Below are 17,655 nucleotides of genomic sequence, written 5' to 3'. Positions count from 1 at the left end.
CCGGATTTCCCTCAGCTAGGACCTTCTGCGTTTTCGAGCTTGGCCCAAATCCGGGTGATGGCAGCAATGTCATCGTCGTCGAGGGGATCGATGAAGTGTCTCTTGACCGAATCCTCGAAGGTTCGTCTGACCGTCTCGGCGAAGTGCCGTCCGCTTTTCGTGAAGCTGATGAGCGATACGCGCCCGTCGCCTTGGTCGGCGCCACGCTGGAGGTGCCCGGCATCGATCAGATTCTGGACCAACCGTGATGCTCGAGTGGGGCTCACGCTGACAAGCTCGCCAGACAGAACTCGAACCGACTGAGGCTCGGTTTCCAGGAGCCAGCACAGGATCTCGACGGTGCTGAACGAGATCTTGTGCTGGTCCATCAGCGCGGCGTCGATCCGCCCGGTCACTGTGGCGTGGGTGAACAGCAGCGCAAACCAGCCCTTGACTTGGTCCGGGGAAATGATTCGCGGTTGCGACACGGGTGCCTTCACACCCAGCAGCATACCCGGAAACTGAGTGCTCTCCCAGTTAGGTGCGCGCGCACGCATCTGGTACGGTGGGCGTGTAGTCACGAACGGGAGAACAGTCCCGTTTGCGGAGCGCTTCGCACAACCGGCGCGTACTCGCCGGCCCGCGTGCCCCGCAGGGTCCGCGCACCGTTCGGCCGTTCGACCGACAGAAGGATGAAGGTCAACATGCCCAAACTTGATGGCAAGGTCGCCGTGATCACTGGAGCAACCTCTGGGATGGGGTTGGCGACGGCCAAGTTGTTCGTCGCCGAAGGCGGTGACGTGTTCATCACCGGACGAGACAGGCGCAGACTGGATGAGGCGGTCGCCTCCATCGGCCACAACGTGACGGGCGTACAGGCGGACTCGGGAAATCTCGACGACCTGGCTCGCTTGGCCGAGACCGTGCGGGAGCGTCACGGACGAGTCGACGTCCTATTTGCGAGCGCCGGCCTCGGATCGGTTTCGGACCCGCTGGGAAGCATCACCCCGGATGCGTTCGATGCGCTGGTGGGCGTGAACTTCCGCGGCACTGTGTTCACCGTTCAGTACCTGCTGCCGCTGATGAGCGACGGTGCGTCGATCATCCTGAACGGCACGACCAGCGCGACCAAGGGCATTCCCGGTGCCGGGGTCTACTCGGCGAGCAAGGCCGCCGTGCGTTCACTCGCCCGCACCTGGGCCGCGGAGCTGAAGGTCCGCGGCATCCGGGTGAATGTCGTCAGTCCCGGTTCGATCGACACCGCGCTCTTCAGCACCGTATCCCCCGAGATTCGGGAGCAGATCACCGCAGCCATCCCGCTGGGACGGCTGGGAAGCAGCGAGGAAATCGGGGCTGCTGCGCTGTTCCTGGCCTCCTCGGACGCCAGCTTCATCACCGGCGCAAACCTAGTCGTCGACGGCGGGTTCAGCCAGATCTAACAGCGAGCGACGACCAGAGAAGCGCCTCATGTCGGCGCTCCGACCTAACCGCACCAGGGGCAGAGAAAATGAGCAGTAACGAGCCCTCCAGGGCCCCCGCGTCTCAGTCGTCGCGAAAGCCGACGCAGCGCAATCGACGGTTCCTCACAATCCGTACCACGAGCGACGGTGGATGGCTCTGGGCGTCGTCGTCACCGCCCAGTGACCACACACGAACGACTGAAGGAGACGTCGATGCCTGACTATGGTCATCCCCTGCGTTTCGCAACGTTCATTGGTCCCACGAACTCCCCGGCGACTCGTCCGGTCGAGTTGGCGCAGCTCAGTGAGCGGCTCGGTTTCGACTTCGTGACCTTCCAGGATCATCCCTACCAGTCGAGCTTTCTCGATACCTGGACTCTGCTGAGCTGGGTGGCCGCGCGGACCGAGCGCATCGGTCTGTCTGGCAATGTGCTCAACTTGCCGCTGCGTCAGCCCCCCGCAGTGCTCGCCCGCGCGGCCGCCAGCCTCGACCTGCTCTCCGGTGCTCGGATCAGCCTCGGGCTCGGGGCCGGCTTCTACTGGGATGCGGTGCAGGCGATCGGCGGACGTCGATTGACCCCGTTGCAGTCAGTGGCGGCGTTGAGCGAGGCGATCGACGTGATCCGCGGGGTGTGGGACGCCGACGGGCCCGGACGACTGGATGTCGACGGGGAGTTCTATTCGGTCCACGGCGCCGAGCGCGGACCCGCGCCCGCACACGAGATCCCGATCTGGCTCGGAGCCCACAAGCCGAAGATGCAGGGCCTGGTGGGACGTAAGGCCGATGGCTGGTTGCCGTCGCTGCCGGTCATGGAGCCAGGCGGCCTCCAGAAGGGAAACGCGATCATCGACGACGCCGCGCGGGCCGCTAACCGCGACCCCCGCGAGATCACCCGGCTGCTGAACATCTTCCCGAGTCAGCAGACCGCGGAGGCACTGGCCCAGATGGCCGTCGAGGACGGTGTCAGCGTCTTCATCCTGGCCAGCGACGACCCGTACGTACTCGAACGCTTCGCCGCGGAAACTATCCCCGCCGTACGCGAACACGTCGCCCGCGAACGCTCTTAGCACTCCGCCCTGCGCGGCCAATGCTCTCGACGCAGCCCACCACACCGGCAAGACCCCTATTACCCAGCAGTTGATCGATAGACAGCAAAGGAAAACGTCATGACCACCATCAGCATCATCGGCTCGGGCAACATGGCCACCGCCATCGGCACCCGGGCGGCGAAGCACGGCCACACCATCGAGCTCATGAGCCGCAACACCGTCAAAGCTCAGGCGCTGGCCGACCAGATCGGCAATGGAGCCACCGTCGGCGTGTTCGGTGCAACGCCGGCAGGTGACATCGTCATCGTGGCCGTCCCGTACACCGGCGCAGTCGACGCGGTCATTCGCTACGACGGCGCGTTGGCCGGCAAGATCCTCGTCGACATCTCCAATCCCTTCAACACCGACGCCGACGGGCTCGTGACTACCCCAGGTCGCTCGGCGGCCCAGGAGATCGCCGCTGCCGCCCCCGAGGGCACACCGGTCGTGAAGGCGCTGAACTCGATATTCGGCCACGTCCTCGCTCACGACAAGCCCCTGGACGCGTTTCTTGCCGGCGACGACGCAGAGGCGAAAGCCCAAGTCGCGGCGTTTCTGAAGAGCATCGGCTTGCGGCCTCTCGACGCCGGAGGGCTCCAGATGGCGTCGGTCCTTGAATGGACCGGCCTCCTGCTAATGGGGCTGGCCCGCCACGGCGCCGGCTTCGACATCGCCCTCGGCGCAGAATTCAACTGAATACCTGGCTGTCTCGGCTGCCCCGTGCTGATCGGGTGAGGTAGTTGGGCGGCTGTGTGACTGGCACGGCCTCGGTGATCCGACGGCGACCGGTGTTCAAGGACGTCGTTCCTAGGCCGACATCGAGCAGTAGCAACGACAGAGTAGGTGCTTTCGAGAAGGGAAGCAGAACTATGACAACGGTTGGATTCATCGGAAGTGGGCAGATCGGGAGCGCCGTCGCGCGGCTCGCCATCGAAGCCGGGCACCGGGTGGTGCTGAGTAACTCGCGCGGTCCCGAAACGCTCGCGGACTTGATTACGGAACTGGGGCCGCAGGCGTCGGCCGCGTCGAGCACGGATGCCGCGGCGGCCGGCGACATCATCGTGGTAGCGGTGCCAGTCAGGGCCTTTCCTAGGCTGCCCGCCGCGCCACTAGTCGGGAAAACAGTCATCGATACTTGCAACTACGGCCCCGAGCGGGATGGGCCCATCCCCGAACTCGACGACAAGTCGCTGACCTCGAGCGCACTACTGCTGCGCTATCTCCCGGACGCCGTGCTGGTGAAAGCGTTCAACAACATCTTCTTCAAGCACCTGCTGTCACTCGGCCGCCCGGTAGGAGCGGCCGACCGTTCCTACCTGCCGATCGCCGGCGACTCCACTGAGGCCAAGGCGACGGTGGCCGAGTTCATCGACTCGATCGGCTACAGCGTGGTGGACACAGGACCGCTGGCCGACAGCTGGCGGCAGGAGACGAGCACGCCGGTGTGGGGGACGCCATATGGACCATACTCGGAAGAGGAAGGCCGGCCGGTCGGCGCGAATGCGATCCGCGCCGCCCTGGCCAGGGCGGCGCGGTAACCGCAAGTCGGCGCGCGCCGCAGCACTTCTCGCTGCTCCCGCAAGGCCCATGAACGCGTGCAGCAGGTGCACAAGATGGTCCCATATAGGGGCCTGAGGAAGCGGGCTCTAACAGATGAGAGTGTGGTCCTCGCCGCTGGGACCGGCGCGTCGGTGACGGGATAGGCGTCGATGTCTCCCGAGGATGGACGTTCTCACACTGCCCATCTGGATGCTCTCGACATGCCCGACGCTACCGTCGCGGCGCGCCCCGATCATGGGTTCACGCGCGCTGATCTGACCACGTTCTGCCGTCTCGATGAGCTCGGACTCGAGGTGACCGGCCAGCGTCTCGCACCCGACCGGGCCGTGCTCGCCTGTCGGGTCCTCGAACCCGACCAGTGGTGCCGCCGCTGCGGTGGCGAGGGGACCGTGCGTGACACGGTGACCAGGCGGCTCGCACACGAGCCGCTCGGCTGGCGGCCCACAACGTTGGCGGTCACGATCCGCCGCTGCATCGCACGTGTGGCGCCAAGACACCACCCGCGCCGCAGAGCCGCGAGCCAAGCTGTCACGTCGCGGGCTGCGGTGGGCGCTGGAGGCTCTGGTAGTCCAGCACCTCACCGTCGCCCGCGTCGCCGAGGGCCTCGGCGTCGCGTGGAACACCGCCAACGACGCCGTGCTGGCCGAGGGCAGGCGGGTCCTGATCGACGACACCACCAGGTTCGACGACGTCCGGGTCCTAGGCGTGGACGAGCACGTGTGGCGCCACACCAGGAAGGGGGGCAAGTACGTCACCGTGATCATCGACCTCACCGGGATCCGCGACGGCACCGGCCCAGCCAGGCTGCTCGACATGGTCGAGGGACGACCGAGAACGGGTGGAAGCGGCAGGGACACGGGGCCTGAGGTGGACGCTCTTGGGGGGCGTCATCGCCGGTCGACGAGACCGGGGGATGCACGCTGCGACGGCCTGGTCGCGCATGAGTGCGCCGTGGGGTGCGGATTCAACTCCTGTACGTAGGGCGGACGTTGGCTACGCGATCCTCGGCGGCTGGCGGATCGGTCGGGAAGCCGCCCTGTCTCTGTCGCTGGACACCCGCGGCTGCGTCGCAAGGCGCGTTCAGGCTTCGCGACCGACTGCGCGCTCTTGCTGCGGAGTCGCGTTGACGAATATGTCTGCTCCGGCGCTTGCGCGTACATTTTGGACTGTGGACGGCACTGCCGATGCTTTGCTTCGCGATCTTGCTCGGGAGCTCAGGCCTCGAGCCGACCAGCTGGTCGGCGTGATGACGCAGCGCTTCCGCACCTAAGGCTGCCCTAGGGCCGTTGTGGCAGACACGCCGCGCCTTCTGGGCCGATCGCGCCGCCCACGAGGCGCAGGTGCGGGAGAACATCCTCTCCCTGGCCGCCACCCGGGCACGACATCTCGGGAACGACCCGGAGACCGACCGCTACGACCCCGACCTGTGGACCGACGAGTTCGCCTTCCTCAACCGGCCGGGACGGGCCGAGATCCAGGTGGAGCTGTTCTGCGACTACCGCACGAACATGGCCGCGTACCCGGCCTGGCAGCGGTGGCTGCGTCGGAACCAGCCCCGCACGCTGGTGCTCTGGGGACGCCACGACGCGTCGTTCCAGGCACAGTAGGCCGATTCCTTCCAGGCCGACCTGCCCAATGCCGAGGTCCATCTGCTCGACGGCTGCCACTTCGTCCTGGACACCTGCGCAGCTGAGACTGCCGGGCTGATCCGGGGCTTTCTGATGCCGAGGGCGCAAGGCGACCGAGCCCGGATCGCCTGACCCGCCGGACCGGGGCGAGTTGCGGGATCACGGACGGAAGGCCGCCCACGCCAGTATCAGTACTCGAGGCCCGCCGCGATGCCTGCCCCAGGAATTTCCCGGAACCCGTAGGCCGCCCGCCCATCGACTGCGGGACCTTCCCCTTGGGGGCCACGGTGACGGTGATCGTCTGGCCTGCCTTCACCTTTCCCCGTAGCCGCCGTCGGCCAACTGCCGTCCCTCAGCGTCACCGAGGGCAAGTACGCCTGTACGGCACGTCGGGCAGGTAGGTTTTCCATGCCCTTGCGGACAGTCCGGACCCCGCGCGCCGGCACACTTGTCGGGCAAGGAGGTCGGGGTTGAGGGAGTAGGTCTGAACGGGCACGTGGGCGCCGGCGGCGTAGAGGGTGGTGTCGTCGGTGCTGAAGGCGAGGCTGCCCACGAGGTCTCCCGGGGTGGGGAGGGCGGACCCGAGCAGTCGGCGGGACGCCACATCCCACAACTGCACAGTGCCACCGTCGCCGCCGACGGCGAGCGTGCTGCCGTCATGGGAGAACGCGAGGGCCGTCACCTCCCCGCTCTCGGCCGCCTCACTGTCGGCGGTGGTGCCGGTCAGCACGCCGAGACGGTTGCGCGCGGCACTGTCCCAGAGGGTGACGCGCCCCAGGTCGTCGCCCACTGCCAGGTAGGTACGGTGCGGTCCGAAAGCCGCGGCACTGATCATCCCCTCACCGAGCTCACGGGGTTCCATCCTTCGTGAGGCAATGTCCACGACCAGGCCGGGCTGGGTCACCAGCATGCGGCCGTCAGGGCGCAGGGCCATGTCCATACCGCCCTCGGTGGTAGGGCCTGTGAGCGTGTACTGATCTCTGCGGACCGAGGTGATGAGCTCTTTCCGGTGCAGGTCCCACACCTCCACAGACGGTGGTGTGGTGTCCCGGTAGGCCAGCAGGGTGCGGGCATGGGCGTCCAAGGCGAGCCCGGTCAGCCCGAAGATGTCCGCAGGCTTGGGCCGGAGCGTGATCGTCGCGTATGGGCGGTGGGTGGCGATGTCCCACACGGTGAGGCGTGGTCGACTCGGCGTTCCTGACTGGTCTGCTTCCCGGACGACGCCACTGGCGACGTACCGGCCGTCGGGGCTGAGTGCCATGAGGTCGGCGCATTCGGGTGTGTCCTGCCGGCCCCCCACGGGGCAGTGCTCTGTCGTCGGTTCGAAGACGACCCGGCCGGTGCGGGTGTCGAGTATCTGGAGCCTCTCCGCGCCGTCGGCAGGGCGCAGGCGGGCGAGGGTCCGGCCGTCTTGGGACAGCGTGGCTTTGTCGGGCTGCTTGGTGTCCCACTGGCTGGTCGTGGCGCGCCCCAGGCTCAGTGTCCGGACGATCATGCCGCCCTGGTTGAGGTAGCGCACGGCTCCTGCCGCACTGTCAAAGGCAAGGCCGACCTGGGCGTCGGTGGTCAGTTTTTGGCTCAGCACGGGAGCATCCGGGTATGCCATACGCCAGACGAGCAGTTGGCAGGCGCCGACGGCGACGAGGAAGGAGCCGCGCGTCGAACTGCATCTTGGTCATCCCGTCGGCTTCGAGGTAGGGCAGGCTGTGTCCCGTGGAGAGATCCCACCGACGGATCTTGTCCTGAGCCAGGACCGTGAGGGTCGTGTCGTCCGGAGCGATGGTGAGTGCAGTTGCGGAGCAGGCGTGATGGGTGTTCGACGCCCATGGTGCGTGCAGCGCCTTCCGGCCGGCCGAGATGTCCCAGACCTGCAGGGGGCGGGCGTCCGTGCACAGGGCGAGCCACTTGTTGTCGCCGCTGACGGATGCCAACTGCAGGGATTCGCCGTCCTGTTCAGGTATGCGCAACTGAACCCGGTGATGGCGCAGGTCCCACACCTGGAGGGACGGGTCTGATCCGTCCGGGCCGTCGTCCTCCACGACGAGCATCTCACCGTCGGGGCTGAACGACGCCGTGTGGGGTATGTCCAGGTCGAGCGTCGCCGTCACATGTGCAGTGCGCACGTCCCACAGCTTGATTCTGCCCTCGAGCGTCACCAGGGCGAGCGTGAGACCGTTCGGGGCGATGACGACCGAGGTATCGCCGTCCAGCAGCTTGCCGGGCCCCGGAAAGGAGCCCGAGAGGCGATGGGTGCGCAGGTCCCAGGTGTTGACCCGGTCCGCGGTGACGGATACGAGTGACCTTCCGTCCGCCGTCATGGCGCGTAATACGGTCGGGATGCCGCCGTTGTAGTCGAACTTCGTGCCCGGCACGGAGAAGACATCGTCCTCGCGCTGTGTCACGGCCCCGAGCAGGGCAGACCGGGTCTCGGTCGAATCATTCAGACGCCAGGCGGCCAGGCTGAGCTGCATCGCTGTGACCGGGTCGGAGAAACGCATGCTCGTGGCGACCGCGGCAAGGCGGCGGGACTCGGCCTCCAAGTGGCGGCGGCCACTGGTGCGAGTCTGCTGCCAGGCGATGACTCCCGCAATGAGGGCGCACGTGACCAATACGGCCAAGCCAGTGATGAAACCACGTCGCCGGCGGTGTTCTCCGGCGCGAGCGGCGCGGCCGGCGGTCAGAAACGCCTGTTCCAGCCCGGTGAGCGTGGCGAATGGTTCAGGCGCGGCGAAGTGCTCTTCGGCGACGGCCAGGCGTGTGCCCCGGTATAGGGCACCTGGGTCACGCTTGAGATCGTCCCAGGTGCGTGCGGCCTCGGTCAGGCTGCGGTGGATGCGTAGGTGTTCCCGGTCGGTGTCGATCCAGGCGCGCAGGCGGGGCCAGGCAGTGATCAACGCTTCGTGGGCCAGATCGACGGTGTCGTGCTCCAGGGTGAGCAGGCGGGCGCGGGCGAGGTGTTCGAGGACCGTGACCGTGTCGACAGGTTCGCTGAAGTCGAGTTCCGTGCGTGGAGCGGGTCTTCTGGTGTCCGGGGTTCCCTCGCCCGGGGTGATGAGGCGCAGCAGAATACGGCGGGCGAGGTCAGCCTGCGACGGGGTCAGATGAGTGTGAACGTCTTCGGCGGTGCGGGCGATGGCCCCGTGGAGACCGCCACTTGCCTCGTACGCCTGGGTGGTCAGCGCGCGGCCTTTGCGGCGGCGCCAGGTCTCGAGCAGGGCGTGGGACATCAGGGGCAGGGCGCCAGGTTCGCCCTCCACCTCGTCGAGGATGTGCGCGGTCAGTCCGCGTTCCACGATCATTCCCGCGGCCAGGGCGGGCTTGGTGATGGCCTCGCGCAACTCGGCACGGCTCATCGGGCCGACCAGCACGGTCCCGTCCTGTAACGCAGCGGTCAGGGCGGGGTGTTCGGCGCAGCGGCCGAGGAAATCGGCCCTCACAGCGATGACGACGCGCAGACGGCTCGTGGCGTCCGTGGCGGACAGGAGCTGGTCGATGAACTGATTGCGTTCGGCCGGGTCGGTGCAGAGGGTGTAGAGCTCCTCGAACTGGTCGACGATCAGCCATGTCTCATCGTCGGCGTCCTTCGGTATCAGCCGTTGCTCGTGGACGCGCAGGGGATGCTTCCCGGGAGTGAGGACGCGCACCGCCGCCGGCCGCGGACCGCTCACCTCCGGGCTACGCAGAAGCGGGATGAGGCCGGCGCGCAGCAGGGAGGACTTGCCACTGCCCGACGGACCGAACACAGCCGTGAACCGGCGGGAGCGCGTCAGTTCGAGCAGGCGGTTGGTGAGCTGGTCACGGCCGAAGAACAGATCGGCGTCGCCGGGCTCGAAGCGAGCCAGCCCCCGGTAAGGAGGCCTCGCGTCTTCGCCGGGACCGCGAGGCTCGGCAGCCTCCTCTGCGGCTGCATCACGCCACCGCTCTTCCCACTCCTCTGCATCGCCACCGCAGGCTCGCACGTACGCCAGCACCACAGGCAGGGTGGGCAGCCGCTCTCCTCCGGCCGCCTGCGACAGGGTGCTCGCCCCCTGCCCGGTGCGCTGCGCCATCGCCCGGTAGGTGGGACTCCCGGCCTCCGCACGGAGTTTGCGCAACTCGGCCGCGAACCGCGCCACCGGCCCTGCGCTCGGATCGAGTTGACTTTCAGGACGCCCCGCCATCGACAGCTCACCCCCACCGTCTGCCTCCCCCGTGGATACAGCCGAGTGCTCGCACGTTACGCAGCCCGCAACAGGAGGGGCAACCTGAGCCGTTGTCTTTGGTCACGTGCCACGCCCGGGCCCCCTCACCTGCATCGCGGCCATTGATCAGGGTGGCAGAACCGGCTGCCCATTCAATCCCGGGGCCGTTGAACTCGATGTCGCAAGCACCGGCCGCGGCCCGCAAAGCGTGGGTTCATGGCGGCCGTTTGTCCGCCCATCCGCCTGCCTGGAAGGAAAAGTTGAGCATGACCAAACTCAGGCGTTCCGCACTCGCTCTCGGTACCGCTGCATGCGCCGTAGCGATGGCATCGGGACCGTCTACCGATGCCATCGCGACCACCGCACCGCAGGCCCCGGCCCAGCAGCACGCACAGGCCCACCAGAACAGCAGTACCGCTCCGGGCGAGATACAGACGCAGAGCTACTGGTGGGGCACCGACAAGACAGCCGGCGACTGCAAAGTGTGGCTCAATCGCAGCGGGAAGTTCTTCCAGATGCTGGGCGAGTCCTGGGGCCACGCCTGCACCGTCTCCTTCGCCCGCTACCACAACGGCACCCTGGACCTGAGGGACCCGAGGAACGTCCCTTCCAACCAAACGATCTCCAGCGACTGGTACTGGCTCGGCTCCGGTTATGAGGTCTACGTCTTCGTCCACGACAACACCACAGGTGCGTCGAGCGGCGGCGGACCGTTCACCTTGGGGTGACCGTCCATACCGCAGTCGAAGCGCCTTTACTTCCGGGGCATGACTGACGGCCAATCCTGCCGCGGGCGGCGGGGGTCTCTCGGTGATGTGCCGGCCGGCGACGACAGCGCTGATCGATGGTCCCGGCGCCGACACCACTGCCAAGAAGGCTGAGGCCGGTGTGTTGCAGCACGAGCGCACCGGCCCGGTCTGGCAGGCGGCGCGCTATGGCCGGTCGGCGCTGGGCGCTCGTGTGCCCAGTATTGGCGTGGCCCGGGGGCCTCGCCTGCGCCTACCTCGGCAACACCTCGTACGAGTTCTCCGCCACTACCCCGACCTGCAGACCGACGAGTTCGCCTTCCTCAACAGGCCGGGACGGGCCGAGACCCAGGTGGAGCTGTTCTGCGACTACCGCAAGCGCATCCGCGGGGGCTCGGTCCGCGAACCTGGACACGGCGACCCTCCGAACAGGGCCGCCCCGCACGCAAGTTGACCTGCCGACCGGTACGTCCGGGAAGCGGTCGCACCACCCGAGCCGCGCGACTAGGCTCTCGTCGGGATCACGTACCGCCGATGAAGGTGCCGGGACACGGGGGAAGTACGGGCATGGCCGATGTCAGGGTCGAGACGGTTGCGCTCGACACAGCCGGGAACAGGCAGATCGCCAGCAGAACACGGGCGACGTCGTCCCTCGGCGAGCGCGCCTCCGAGATCGAGGAGGCGATCGTCCAGGCCTCTTCCATCGCCCAGCAGTCCCTGGCGCAGGTCCCCGAGCGTGACGGCTGGCGGATCACCAGCCTGGACGTCACTTTCGGTCTGACCCTCGCGGCCGAAGCCGGGGTCATCCTGTCCAAGGCCTCGGCGGAGGCCTCGTTCGAGGTCACCCTCACTGTGGAGCGCACCCCGGGGAACCCGTGACGGGCACGGGCTACTGGGTCGACCTCTACCAGGCTCAGCAGCGGCTGGGCGGTGGCTTCCTGCTTACCCGCCGGTTCGTGCTCACCGCACTGCACTGCCTGCGCGGACTGTCCCTGGACGAACATGTCGACATCGAACTGGCCGACGGGGAGCGGGTCGAGGGCCGCGTCTGCCGCCAGGACAAGGAAGCCGACCTGGCCTTGGTCGAGATCGGCGCCGGGCACCAGGTCACCCTTCCGATCCCCGCGGCCGATGTCGCCCGCGACGGGGATCGCTGGCGCGGCCCCTACCGGCCCGCCGCACACGACGTACACCTCAGCGGCCGGGTCAGCGCCGGGGCCGCACAGCACCTCTGTGTCGGGGGTGCGACCATCGAAGCACTGCAGCTCACGGCGGACCAGCATCTCGGTGACTACTCCGGCTACTCGGGAGGGCCGGTCGAGGGTGTGGGGAACGACGGCACCCGGCAGCCCGCGGTCGTCGGCATCCTCATCGAGCAGGCCCCCGACCGGGCCTCTGACACCCGCGCCGCCAACGTGCTCTTCGCCGCCACCATCAGGGAGGCGATCCGCCGCTTCGACCACCTCGACGTCGTCCACCTCATCGACGTCCTCCGGCCACCGGCCCCGGACCACGACGTCCTCGTCCAGGACGGTACGTCGCCCGCCCGGTTCGTCGGCACGGAGGCGCTGCTGCTCCAGCTCGACGCCTGGGCGCAGCGCAGCCTCATCGATCCGTCCCAGATCGCCGAGCTCAAGTTCATGGCTGTGAAGGCGCTCATCGACGGTGGAGGAAGCGAGGGTGGCGCATGAACGACGTCTGGCAGGACGCGCTCTATTACGCAGCGCTCGCGGTGCAGGGCGACAGCGCCGCGGCCGCGCAGGCCATGCATGCCGTCGCACGTCTGCGCACGGACGACCGCGTGCTGCACCACCCGGCCCTCAGCCAGGATCTGGCCCTGCTCACCGCGCTGCTCGACAGCCTCGGCCGACAGAGCTCGTCGCAGGCCCTCCTCCAGCATGTGGTGTCCCGTTTGGCGTGGGACACCGACGGGCTGAACCTCGACACCGCCTCGCGCAACAAGCTGGCCGTGACGCTCGCTGATCGCGGGCATCTGGCCGCCGCCGCGACCGTGCTGTCCTCGGCGTTGCAGTTCGACCCGGGCGGCGACGCGCCGGCCGCGAGAACGCTGGCCAATCTCGCGGCGCTCAAGATGCGGCTGAGAGACACCGAAGGGGCCGAACGAACGGCCACGCAGGCCCTGGAGCGGCTGGCCGCGGCCGAGCACCCGGAGGAGGAGCCGGATGTACGCCTCCTGGTGATCTCCGTTCTGACGGAGGCGGCGCGGCGCCAGGACCGCCACGAAGTCGCGGACCGGTTGCTGGACGACCTCGAACGCGCCGTCCGCCGTCTGGTGGCCCTGTTGGGCGGCGAGCACCCGCAGTCCCTGTCGGCGCTGGTCGCCCTGGCCACCGCCGAGTTCGAGTCGGCGCGGGCCGCCGGAGACCGTGACCGAATGCAACGCGCCGCGCATGTCCTGGCAGTGGCGTCCCAGAAGGCCGCGGCGACGATGGGAGCCCACCATCCGCAGTCGGTCGCCGCGCTGCTCAGCCTCGCCGCGGTCGAAGGAGGAACGGCCGCAGAAGCGCGGGATGACCGCGGGATCGACGAGGCCAAGGCCCTGCTCACGGAGGCCGCGCGGCGATGGGGCGTCATGCGGCGGGGCGCGGATCGTGCTCCCCGAGCCCCCATTCCAGCGCCCGAGCCCCAACGGCCTCGGGAAACCGAATTCCGGCGACCGGCGCCCGAGCCCCCAAGGCGTCGGCTACCCGAGGTCCGGCAACGGGCGCCGCAGCCCTCCGCCGGCAGGCCCGCGGTTATGGACAGGGCACTGGGCCGGCGCGACGAGGGCAGGCCGGCGCTGCGTTTCAGTGTGCTCGGTCCAGTGCGGGTGTGGCGCGGTGCGGAGTCCCTGTCCACCGGCTCCCCGCAGCAACGGGCCCTGCTCGCCGCCCTGTTGCTGCGCGATGGCCGTACCGTCACGACGACCGAGCTGGTCAAGGCGCTGTGGGGCGAGGAGCCTCCGTCGCAGGCCCTCGCCGCCGTTCGCACCTACGCGTCCCGGCTCCGCAAGGTGCTCGACCCAGGGGTGCTGGTCAGCGAGTCCGGCGGGTACGCGCTGCGCACCGAAGCTGGATCCGTCGATCTGGCGCATGCGCAGCGCCTTGTGGCAGATGCAGAGAAACTCCTTTTTGCCGGCGAACGAGCGCAGGCGCGTGGCATGTTCAACGAGGCCCTCGCGCTTTGGGACGTAGAGGTATTGGCAGGCGTGCCGGGCCCCTATGCCGAAGCACAGCGCGTCAGATTGGAGGAGTGGCGGCTTCAACTCTGCGAGAAACGACTGGGCTTGGACCTGGAGCTCGGCCATCATGCGGAGGCGGTCCTGGAGCTCACCGCACTCACCGCCGCCCACCCCTTGCGCGAGGGCCTGCGCGAGTTGCTCATGCTCGCTCTGTACCGAAGCGGACGCCAGGCCGAGGCCTTGGCCGTGTACGCGGACACCCGGCGCCTGCTCGCCGACGAACTCGGGGTGGACCCGCGCCCCGGCCTGCGCGACCTGCAGCAGCGGATCCTTGCCGCCGACCGGAGCCTTGAGGACACGGCCGAGCCGCGCCGCGAAGCGAGAGCGAGCGTAGTGCGGCCCTCGCAACTGCCCGCGACCGTCCCTGACTTCACAGGTCGCGCAGCTTTCGTGAGCGAACTCGTTGAACTCCTCGCCGACTCCACTGGTGCCGTCCTGGCCATCTCCGCCTTGGCGGGCATCGGAGGCGTCGGCAAGACCACTCTCGCCGTGCACGTCGCCCACCAGGCACGCCACACCTTCTCCGACGGGCAGTTGTACGTGGACCTGCAAGGGACCGGCGCCCGGCCGACGGAGCCCGAGACGGTCCTCGGGTTCTTCTTGCGTGCTCTGGGCATGGAGGACTCGGCGATCCCCGACTCGCTGGAGGAACGCTCGGCGCTGTACCGCTCGGTCCTGAACGGCCGCCGGGTGCTGGTGCTCCTGGACAACGCCCGCGACGCCGCACAGGTACGGCCGCTCCTCCCCAGCACAGAGGGCTGCGCCACCCTCGTTACCAGCCGCGTCCGCATGGTGGATCTGGCCGGGGCTCATCTCGTGGACCTCGATGTGTTGAGCCCGGACGAGGCGCTGCAACTGTTCAACAGGATTGTGGGGGGCGAACGCGTCCAAACCGAACACAGTGCTGCCCTCGACGTGGTCGCAGCCTGCGGGTTCCTTCCGCTGGCGATCCGGATCGCGGCCTCGCGCCTCGCGGCCCGCCGCACCTGGACCGTGTCCGTGCTCGCCGCGAAACTCTCCGACGAGCGCCGCCGCCTCGACGAATTGCAGGCCGGGGATCTCGCGGTCAAGGCGACCTTCGAGATGGGGTACGGGCAGCTGGATCCGGCGCAGGCACGCGCCTTCCGTCTTGTCGGCCTCGCCGACGGACCGGACATCTCCCTCGCCGCGGCCGCCGCCATACTCGATCAGTCGCCCGAGAACGCGGAGGACATCTTCGAAACGCTCGTCGACACCGGCTTCCTGGAGTCGGCGGCACCCGGCCGCTATCGCTACCACGACCTCACCAGGCTGTATGCCCGCGCCTGCGCGGAACGAGACGAACACCTCCCCAGCGAGCGGCAGACGGCGCTGAGCCGCCTCCTCGACTTCTATCTGGCCACCGCGACCGGCGTGTACGCCGTCGAGCATCCCGGTGACCGAAGCGTGCAGCACCTGGAACCAGCCCGGTATCCGGGCGTCGAGTTCTCGTACCTGGACGACGCTCGGCGCTGGCTGGCATCCGAGGCACAGTGCATCATGTCCTGCGCCCGCCAGCTCGCTTACGGCTCCGAACTGCGCAGGTCGATCGATCTGCTGTGGAGCGTGAAGGACATCGTGGGATCCGGGAACTTCCGCCAGTACCAGGACACGGCGGCCGCGGCGCAGCGTGCCGCACGCGAGGCGCGCGACGCCCAGGCCGAGGGGCGTGCCTGTGCCGCGCTCACCGCAGTCCACCTGACGGCGGGGAACCTGCGGGAGGCCGATGCGGAGGCGCAGCGGGCGTTGGCGCTGGCTGTGGCGATCGACGACCCGGTGACCAGCGCCTGGGTGCCGTACGACCGCGGTGTCATCGCGCTCCAGGAGCGCCGCTACACGGAGGCGGATCGCTGTCTGCGGAAGGCCCTGTCACGGTTCCGCGAGGACGACAATCCGTTCGGTGTGGCCAGCGCACTGTGCCAGCTCTCCCATGTCGAGGCGAGTTTGGGCAACGTCCGCAGCGCGGTCGCGCTCGCGGAGGAGGCCATCGAGCGGCTCGGCTCCGAGGCCGACACCCTCGCCCTTGCCGAATCACGGTACGCGCTGGGGCTCGCCCTGTCCGCCGCGGGGAAGATTCCAGAAGCACTGGAGCAACTGGACCAGGCGCTCGGGATCTACCAGGAGTGCGCGCAGGCGCTGGGGGAAGGCATGGTGCACCACCGTCGCGCCGAGATACACCTCGGTGCGGGCCGGCCCGCACAGGCGGCTGCGGAGGCCGAACAGGCGCTCGCGGTGCTGGGACGGGTGGGGGGCGCTCGGCGCAGAGCCGATGTTCTGGTCGTGCTGGGCGACGCCATGGAGGAGCGGGGGGAGTCCGCGCGGGCCCGGACCTGCTGGGCTGAGGCCCTCGCTGTGTACGAGCACGTGTCCGGGGCGGAGGGGTACGAACTGCGGGACCGCCTGAACGCACGGCTGGGCGGCCGGGCCGCGGGAAGGGAGGCAGATCGCCCCACGGGGAGGTGATCCGCGTCGCCCGCAGTGCCGACGTTCTCCGTGTCGCCGGTGATCGGGATGTGCCGGAGGCTGTGCAGCTCAGAACCTTGATCCCGTGTGTAAGCGGGGCACGGGGCCAAATCTGGGTCGAAATTGGTCGTTCGTGCACGGCGAGGTGCCTGCAGGCAGGTCCTGTTCCAACGACCCCCCACCGAACTGGACGTGCGATGCCTGGGGAGCGCGTCGGTGCAGATGTGGTGCACGGGGCGGTCAGTTGGGCGGCATGAGGTGGAGCGGCCTGCCGTTGTCGGTATCTGACTGTGGAAAGGGTCCGGGTTGACCTCCGCAGTGTCCTTGTGGGTTGGGCTCGGGTTCCCGTCCCATGAGCACACCTGCTATGAACTCAAGCGGACGGGGTTCCGTCATCTGGTAATGGAGCAGTCGACGTCGTGCACCGTGACGTTCCCGCCGCAGACCGCACACCAGTCCTCCTGATCATCACCCGTGCCCCCAGCGTCCCTCGCCGCACGGAAGAAGGCGATGTCGAGGCGTTCGCTGCCGTCCGGCTGGGAACCCGGCCCGGGCCGCATGCGTACGCATACACCTACCTGTCGAACACCGCATCGCTGCCGCTGCCGGTCTCCAACCTGACCAACCTTCGGGCGTTCAAGGCTGGCGGGCCGAGCTTCACTCGGTTCGCCGTCTTGATGGCGCTGCCCTGGCTGGTGGCCGTCATCGCTGAGCACGTCGGCCACCGTCGTCGGTAGTGCAGCTTCCCCCGCGCGGGGCCCGTGCTCGTTTCCACCTCGGAGGAGCGGCTGGCCGAGGCGTTGCCGACGGTTCAGTTCTCCCAACTCATCCCGCTGGGCGTCCTTGCGGCGACCTGGCCCGAGAGTCAGGTCGGGCTGGTCATCGACGCCGGCGCCACCGAGTCCTGCCCCCTGTCTCCGAGCGGGGCACGGTGCGCCCGCTGCTCCTCTGTTGGTGACGTGCCCTGTGGTGGTCGGATCTGTGAGCTGGCTGACGGGATCGTCCGAGGTGCGGGGCCGGATACTCTGGCGGGATGATCGAGAATCTTCCTCCCTGTCCGAAGTGCTCCTGTGAGTACACCTACGAGATGAACGCCCTTGTGGTGTGCCCCGAGTGCGGCCACGAATGGGTTCCCGCCGAGACCGGTACCGAGGGCGGCGATGGTGCGGGGGAGCGTGTCATCAAGGACGCGGTAGGCAATGTGCTGCAGGACGGCGACAGCGTCGTGGTCGTGAAGGCGCTCAAGGTCAAGGGCAGCCCCTCAGGGATCAAGGCCGGCACGAAGGTGCG

General features: G+C 68.3%; 14 protein-coding genes and 2 pseudogenes. 13 read left to right on the top strand and 3 right to left on the bottom strand.

Translation table 11 applies throughout. From position 1 onward, the window contains the following. Positions 1 to 11 precede the first annotated feature (11 nt). Positions 12 to 479, bottom strand: coding sequence for a MarR family winged helix-turn-helix transcriptional regulator (locus tag ACFY10_RS12005; protein ID WP_390664961.1), 468 nt, complete (start codon positions 477 to 479; stop codon positions 12 to 14). A gap of 204 nt (positions 480 to 683) precedes the next feature. Between ACFY10_RS12005 and ACFY10_RS12000 the strand changes: the two genes are divergently transcribed. The 6 genes and pseudogenes from ACFY10_RS12000 (at position 684) to ACFY10_RS11975 (ending at position 5,695) form a co-directional block, all read left to right on the top strand. Beyond that, complete coding sequence (locus ACFY10_RS12000; protein ID WP_390665547.1) at positions 684 to 1,418, top strand: SDR family NAD(P)-dependent oxidoreductase; 735 nt, start codon at positions 684 to 686, stop codon at positions 1,416 to 1,418. 234 nt (positions 1,419 to 1,652) lie between these two features. Next, the gene (locus tag ACFY10_RS11995) at positions 1,653 to 2,507 is read left to right on the top strand and encodes an LLM class flavin-dependent oxidoreductase (protein ID WP_390664960.1); all 855 of its coding nucleotides are present in this window, start codon (positions 1,653 to 1,655) and stop codon (positions 2,505 to 2,507) included. A gap of 99 nt (positions 2,508 to 2,606) precedes the next feature. Then, on the top strand, positions 2,607 to 3,224 hold the full coding sequence (locus ACFY10_RS11990) for an NADPH-dependent F420 reductase (protein WP_390664959.1): 618 nt from the start codon (positions 2,607 to 2,609) through the stop codon (positions 3,222 to 3,224). 173 nt (positions 3,225 to 3,397) lie between these two features. Beyond that, entirely contained in the window at positions 3,398 to 4,066 is a 669-nt protein-coding gene (locus ACFY10_RS11985) for an NADPH-dependent F420 reductase (RefSeq protein WP_390664958.1), read from the top strand. A gap of 222 nt (positions 4,067 to 4,288) precedes the next feature. Continuing rightward, positions 4,289 to 4,922, top strand: a pseudogene (locus ACFY10_RS11980) (ISL3 family transposase); the annotation flags it as partial. Between the two features lie 452 nt (positions 4,923 to 5,374). Next, positions 5,375 to 5,695, top strand: coding sequence for a hypothetical protein (locus ACFY10_RS11975; protein ID WP_390664957.1), 321 nt, complete (start codon positions 5,375 to 5,377; stop codon positions 5,693 to 5,695). Between the two features lie 379 nt (positions 5,696 to 6,074). Here ACFY10_RS11975 and ACFY10_RS11970 read toward each other — a convergent pair whose 3' ends face one another. Further along, positions 6,075 to 7,235: a WD40 repeat domain-containing protein gene (locus ACFY10_RS11970; RefSeq protein ID WP_390664956.1), complete on the bottom strand. Its 1,161-nt coding sequence runs from the start codon at positions 7,233 to 7,235 to the stop codon at positions 6,075 to 6,077. Positions 7,236 to 7,251: 16 nt separating this feature from the next. Continuing rightward, positions 7,252 to 9,876: a helix-turn-helix domain-containing protein gene (locus tag ACFY10_RS11965; protein WP_390664955.1), complete on the bottom strand. Its 2,625-nt coding sequence runs from the start codon at positions 9,874 to 9,876 to the stop codon at positions 7,252 to 7,254. 287 nt (positions 9,877 to 10,163) lie between these two features. Between ACFY10_RS11965 and ACFY10_RS11960 the strand changes: the two genes are divergently transcribed. The 7 genes and pseudogenes from ACFY10_RS11960 to ACFY10_RS11930 all read left to right on the top strand — a co-directional run. Then, on the top strand, positions 10,164 to 10,625 hold the full coding sequence (locus ACFY10_RS11960; protein ID WP_390664954.1) for a hypothetical protein: 462 nt from the start codon (positions 10,164 to 10,166) through the stop codon (positions 10,623 to 10,625). A 160-nt stretch (positions 10,626 to 10,785) separates the two neighbouring features. Next, positions 10,786 to 11,097 (top strand): hypothetical protein, encoded by a 312-nt coding sequence (locus ACFY10_RS11955; RefSeq protein WP_390664953.1) that lies wholly within the window; start codon positions 10,786 to 10,788, stop codon positions 11,095 to 11,097. Positions 11,098 to 11,210: 113 nt separating this feature from the next. After that, a complete protein-coding gene (locus tag ACFY10_RS11950; RefSeq protein ID WP_390664952.1) occupies positions 11,211 to 11,522 on the top strand; it encodes a CU044_2847 family protein in 312 nt (103 codons plus the stop codon). After that, positions 11,519 to 12,334, top strand: a complete 816-nt coding sequence (locus tag ACFY10_RS11945; protein WP_390664951.1) for a trypsin-like peptidase domain-containing protein — start codon at positions 11,519 to 11,521, stop codon at positions 12,332 to 12,334. The genes ACFY10_RS11950 and ACFY10_RS11945 overlap by 4 nt, the downstream gene beginning before the upstream one ends. A gap of 1,067 nt (positions 12,335 to 13,401) precedes the next feature. Continuing rightward, entirely contained in the window at positions 13,402 to 16,365 is a 2,964-nt protein-coding gene (locus ACFY10_RS11940) for a BTAD domain-containing putative transcriptional regulator (RefSeq protein ID WP_390665546.1), read from the top strand. A 527-nt stretch (positions 16,366 to 16,892) separates the two neighbouring features. After that, a pseudogene (locus ACFY10_RS11935) lies at positions 16,893 to 17,096 on the top strand (arsenic transporter); the annotation flags it as partial. Between the two features lie 302 nt (positions 17,097 to 17,398). Further along, the coding region (locus tag ACFY10_RS11930; RefSeq protein WP_390664950.1) for a zinc ribbon domain-containing protein YjdM at positions 17,399 to 17,655 on the top strand (257 nt) is incomplete at its 3' end.

The organism is Streptomyces sp. NPDC001401 (assembly GCF_042895385.1).
Lineage (GTDB): Bacteria > Actinomycetota > Actinomycetes > Streptomycetales > Streptomycetaceae > Streptomyces.
Note: the sequence above shows the minus strand (reverse complement) of the source record. Positions and strands in the feature narration are given on the sequence as shown.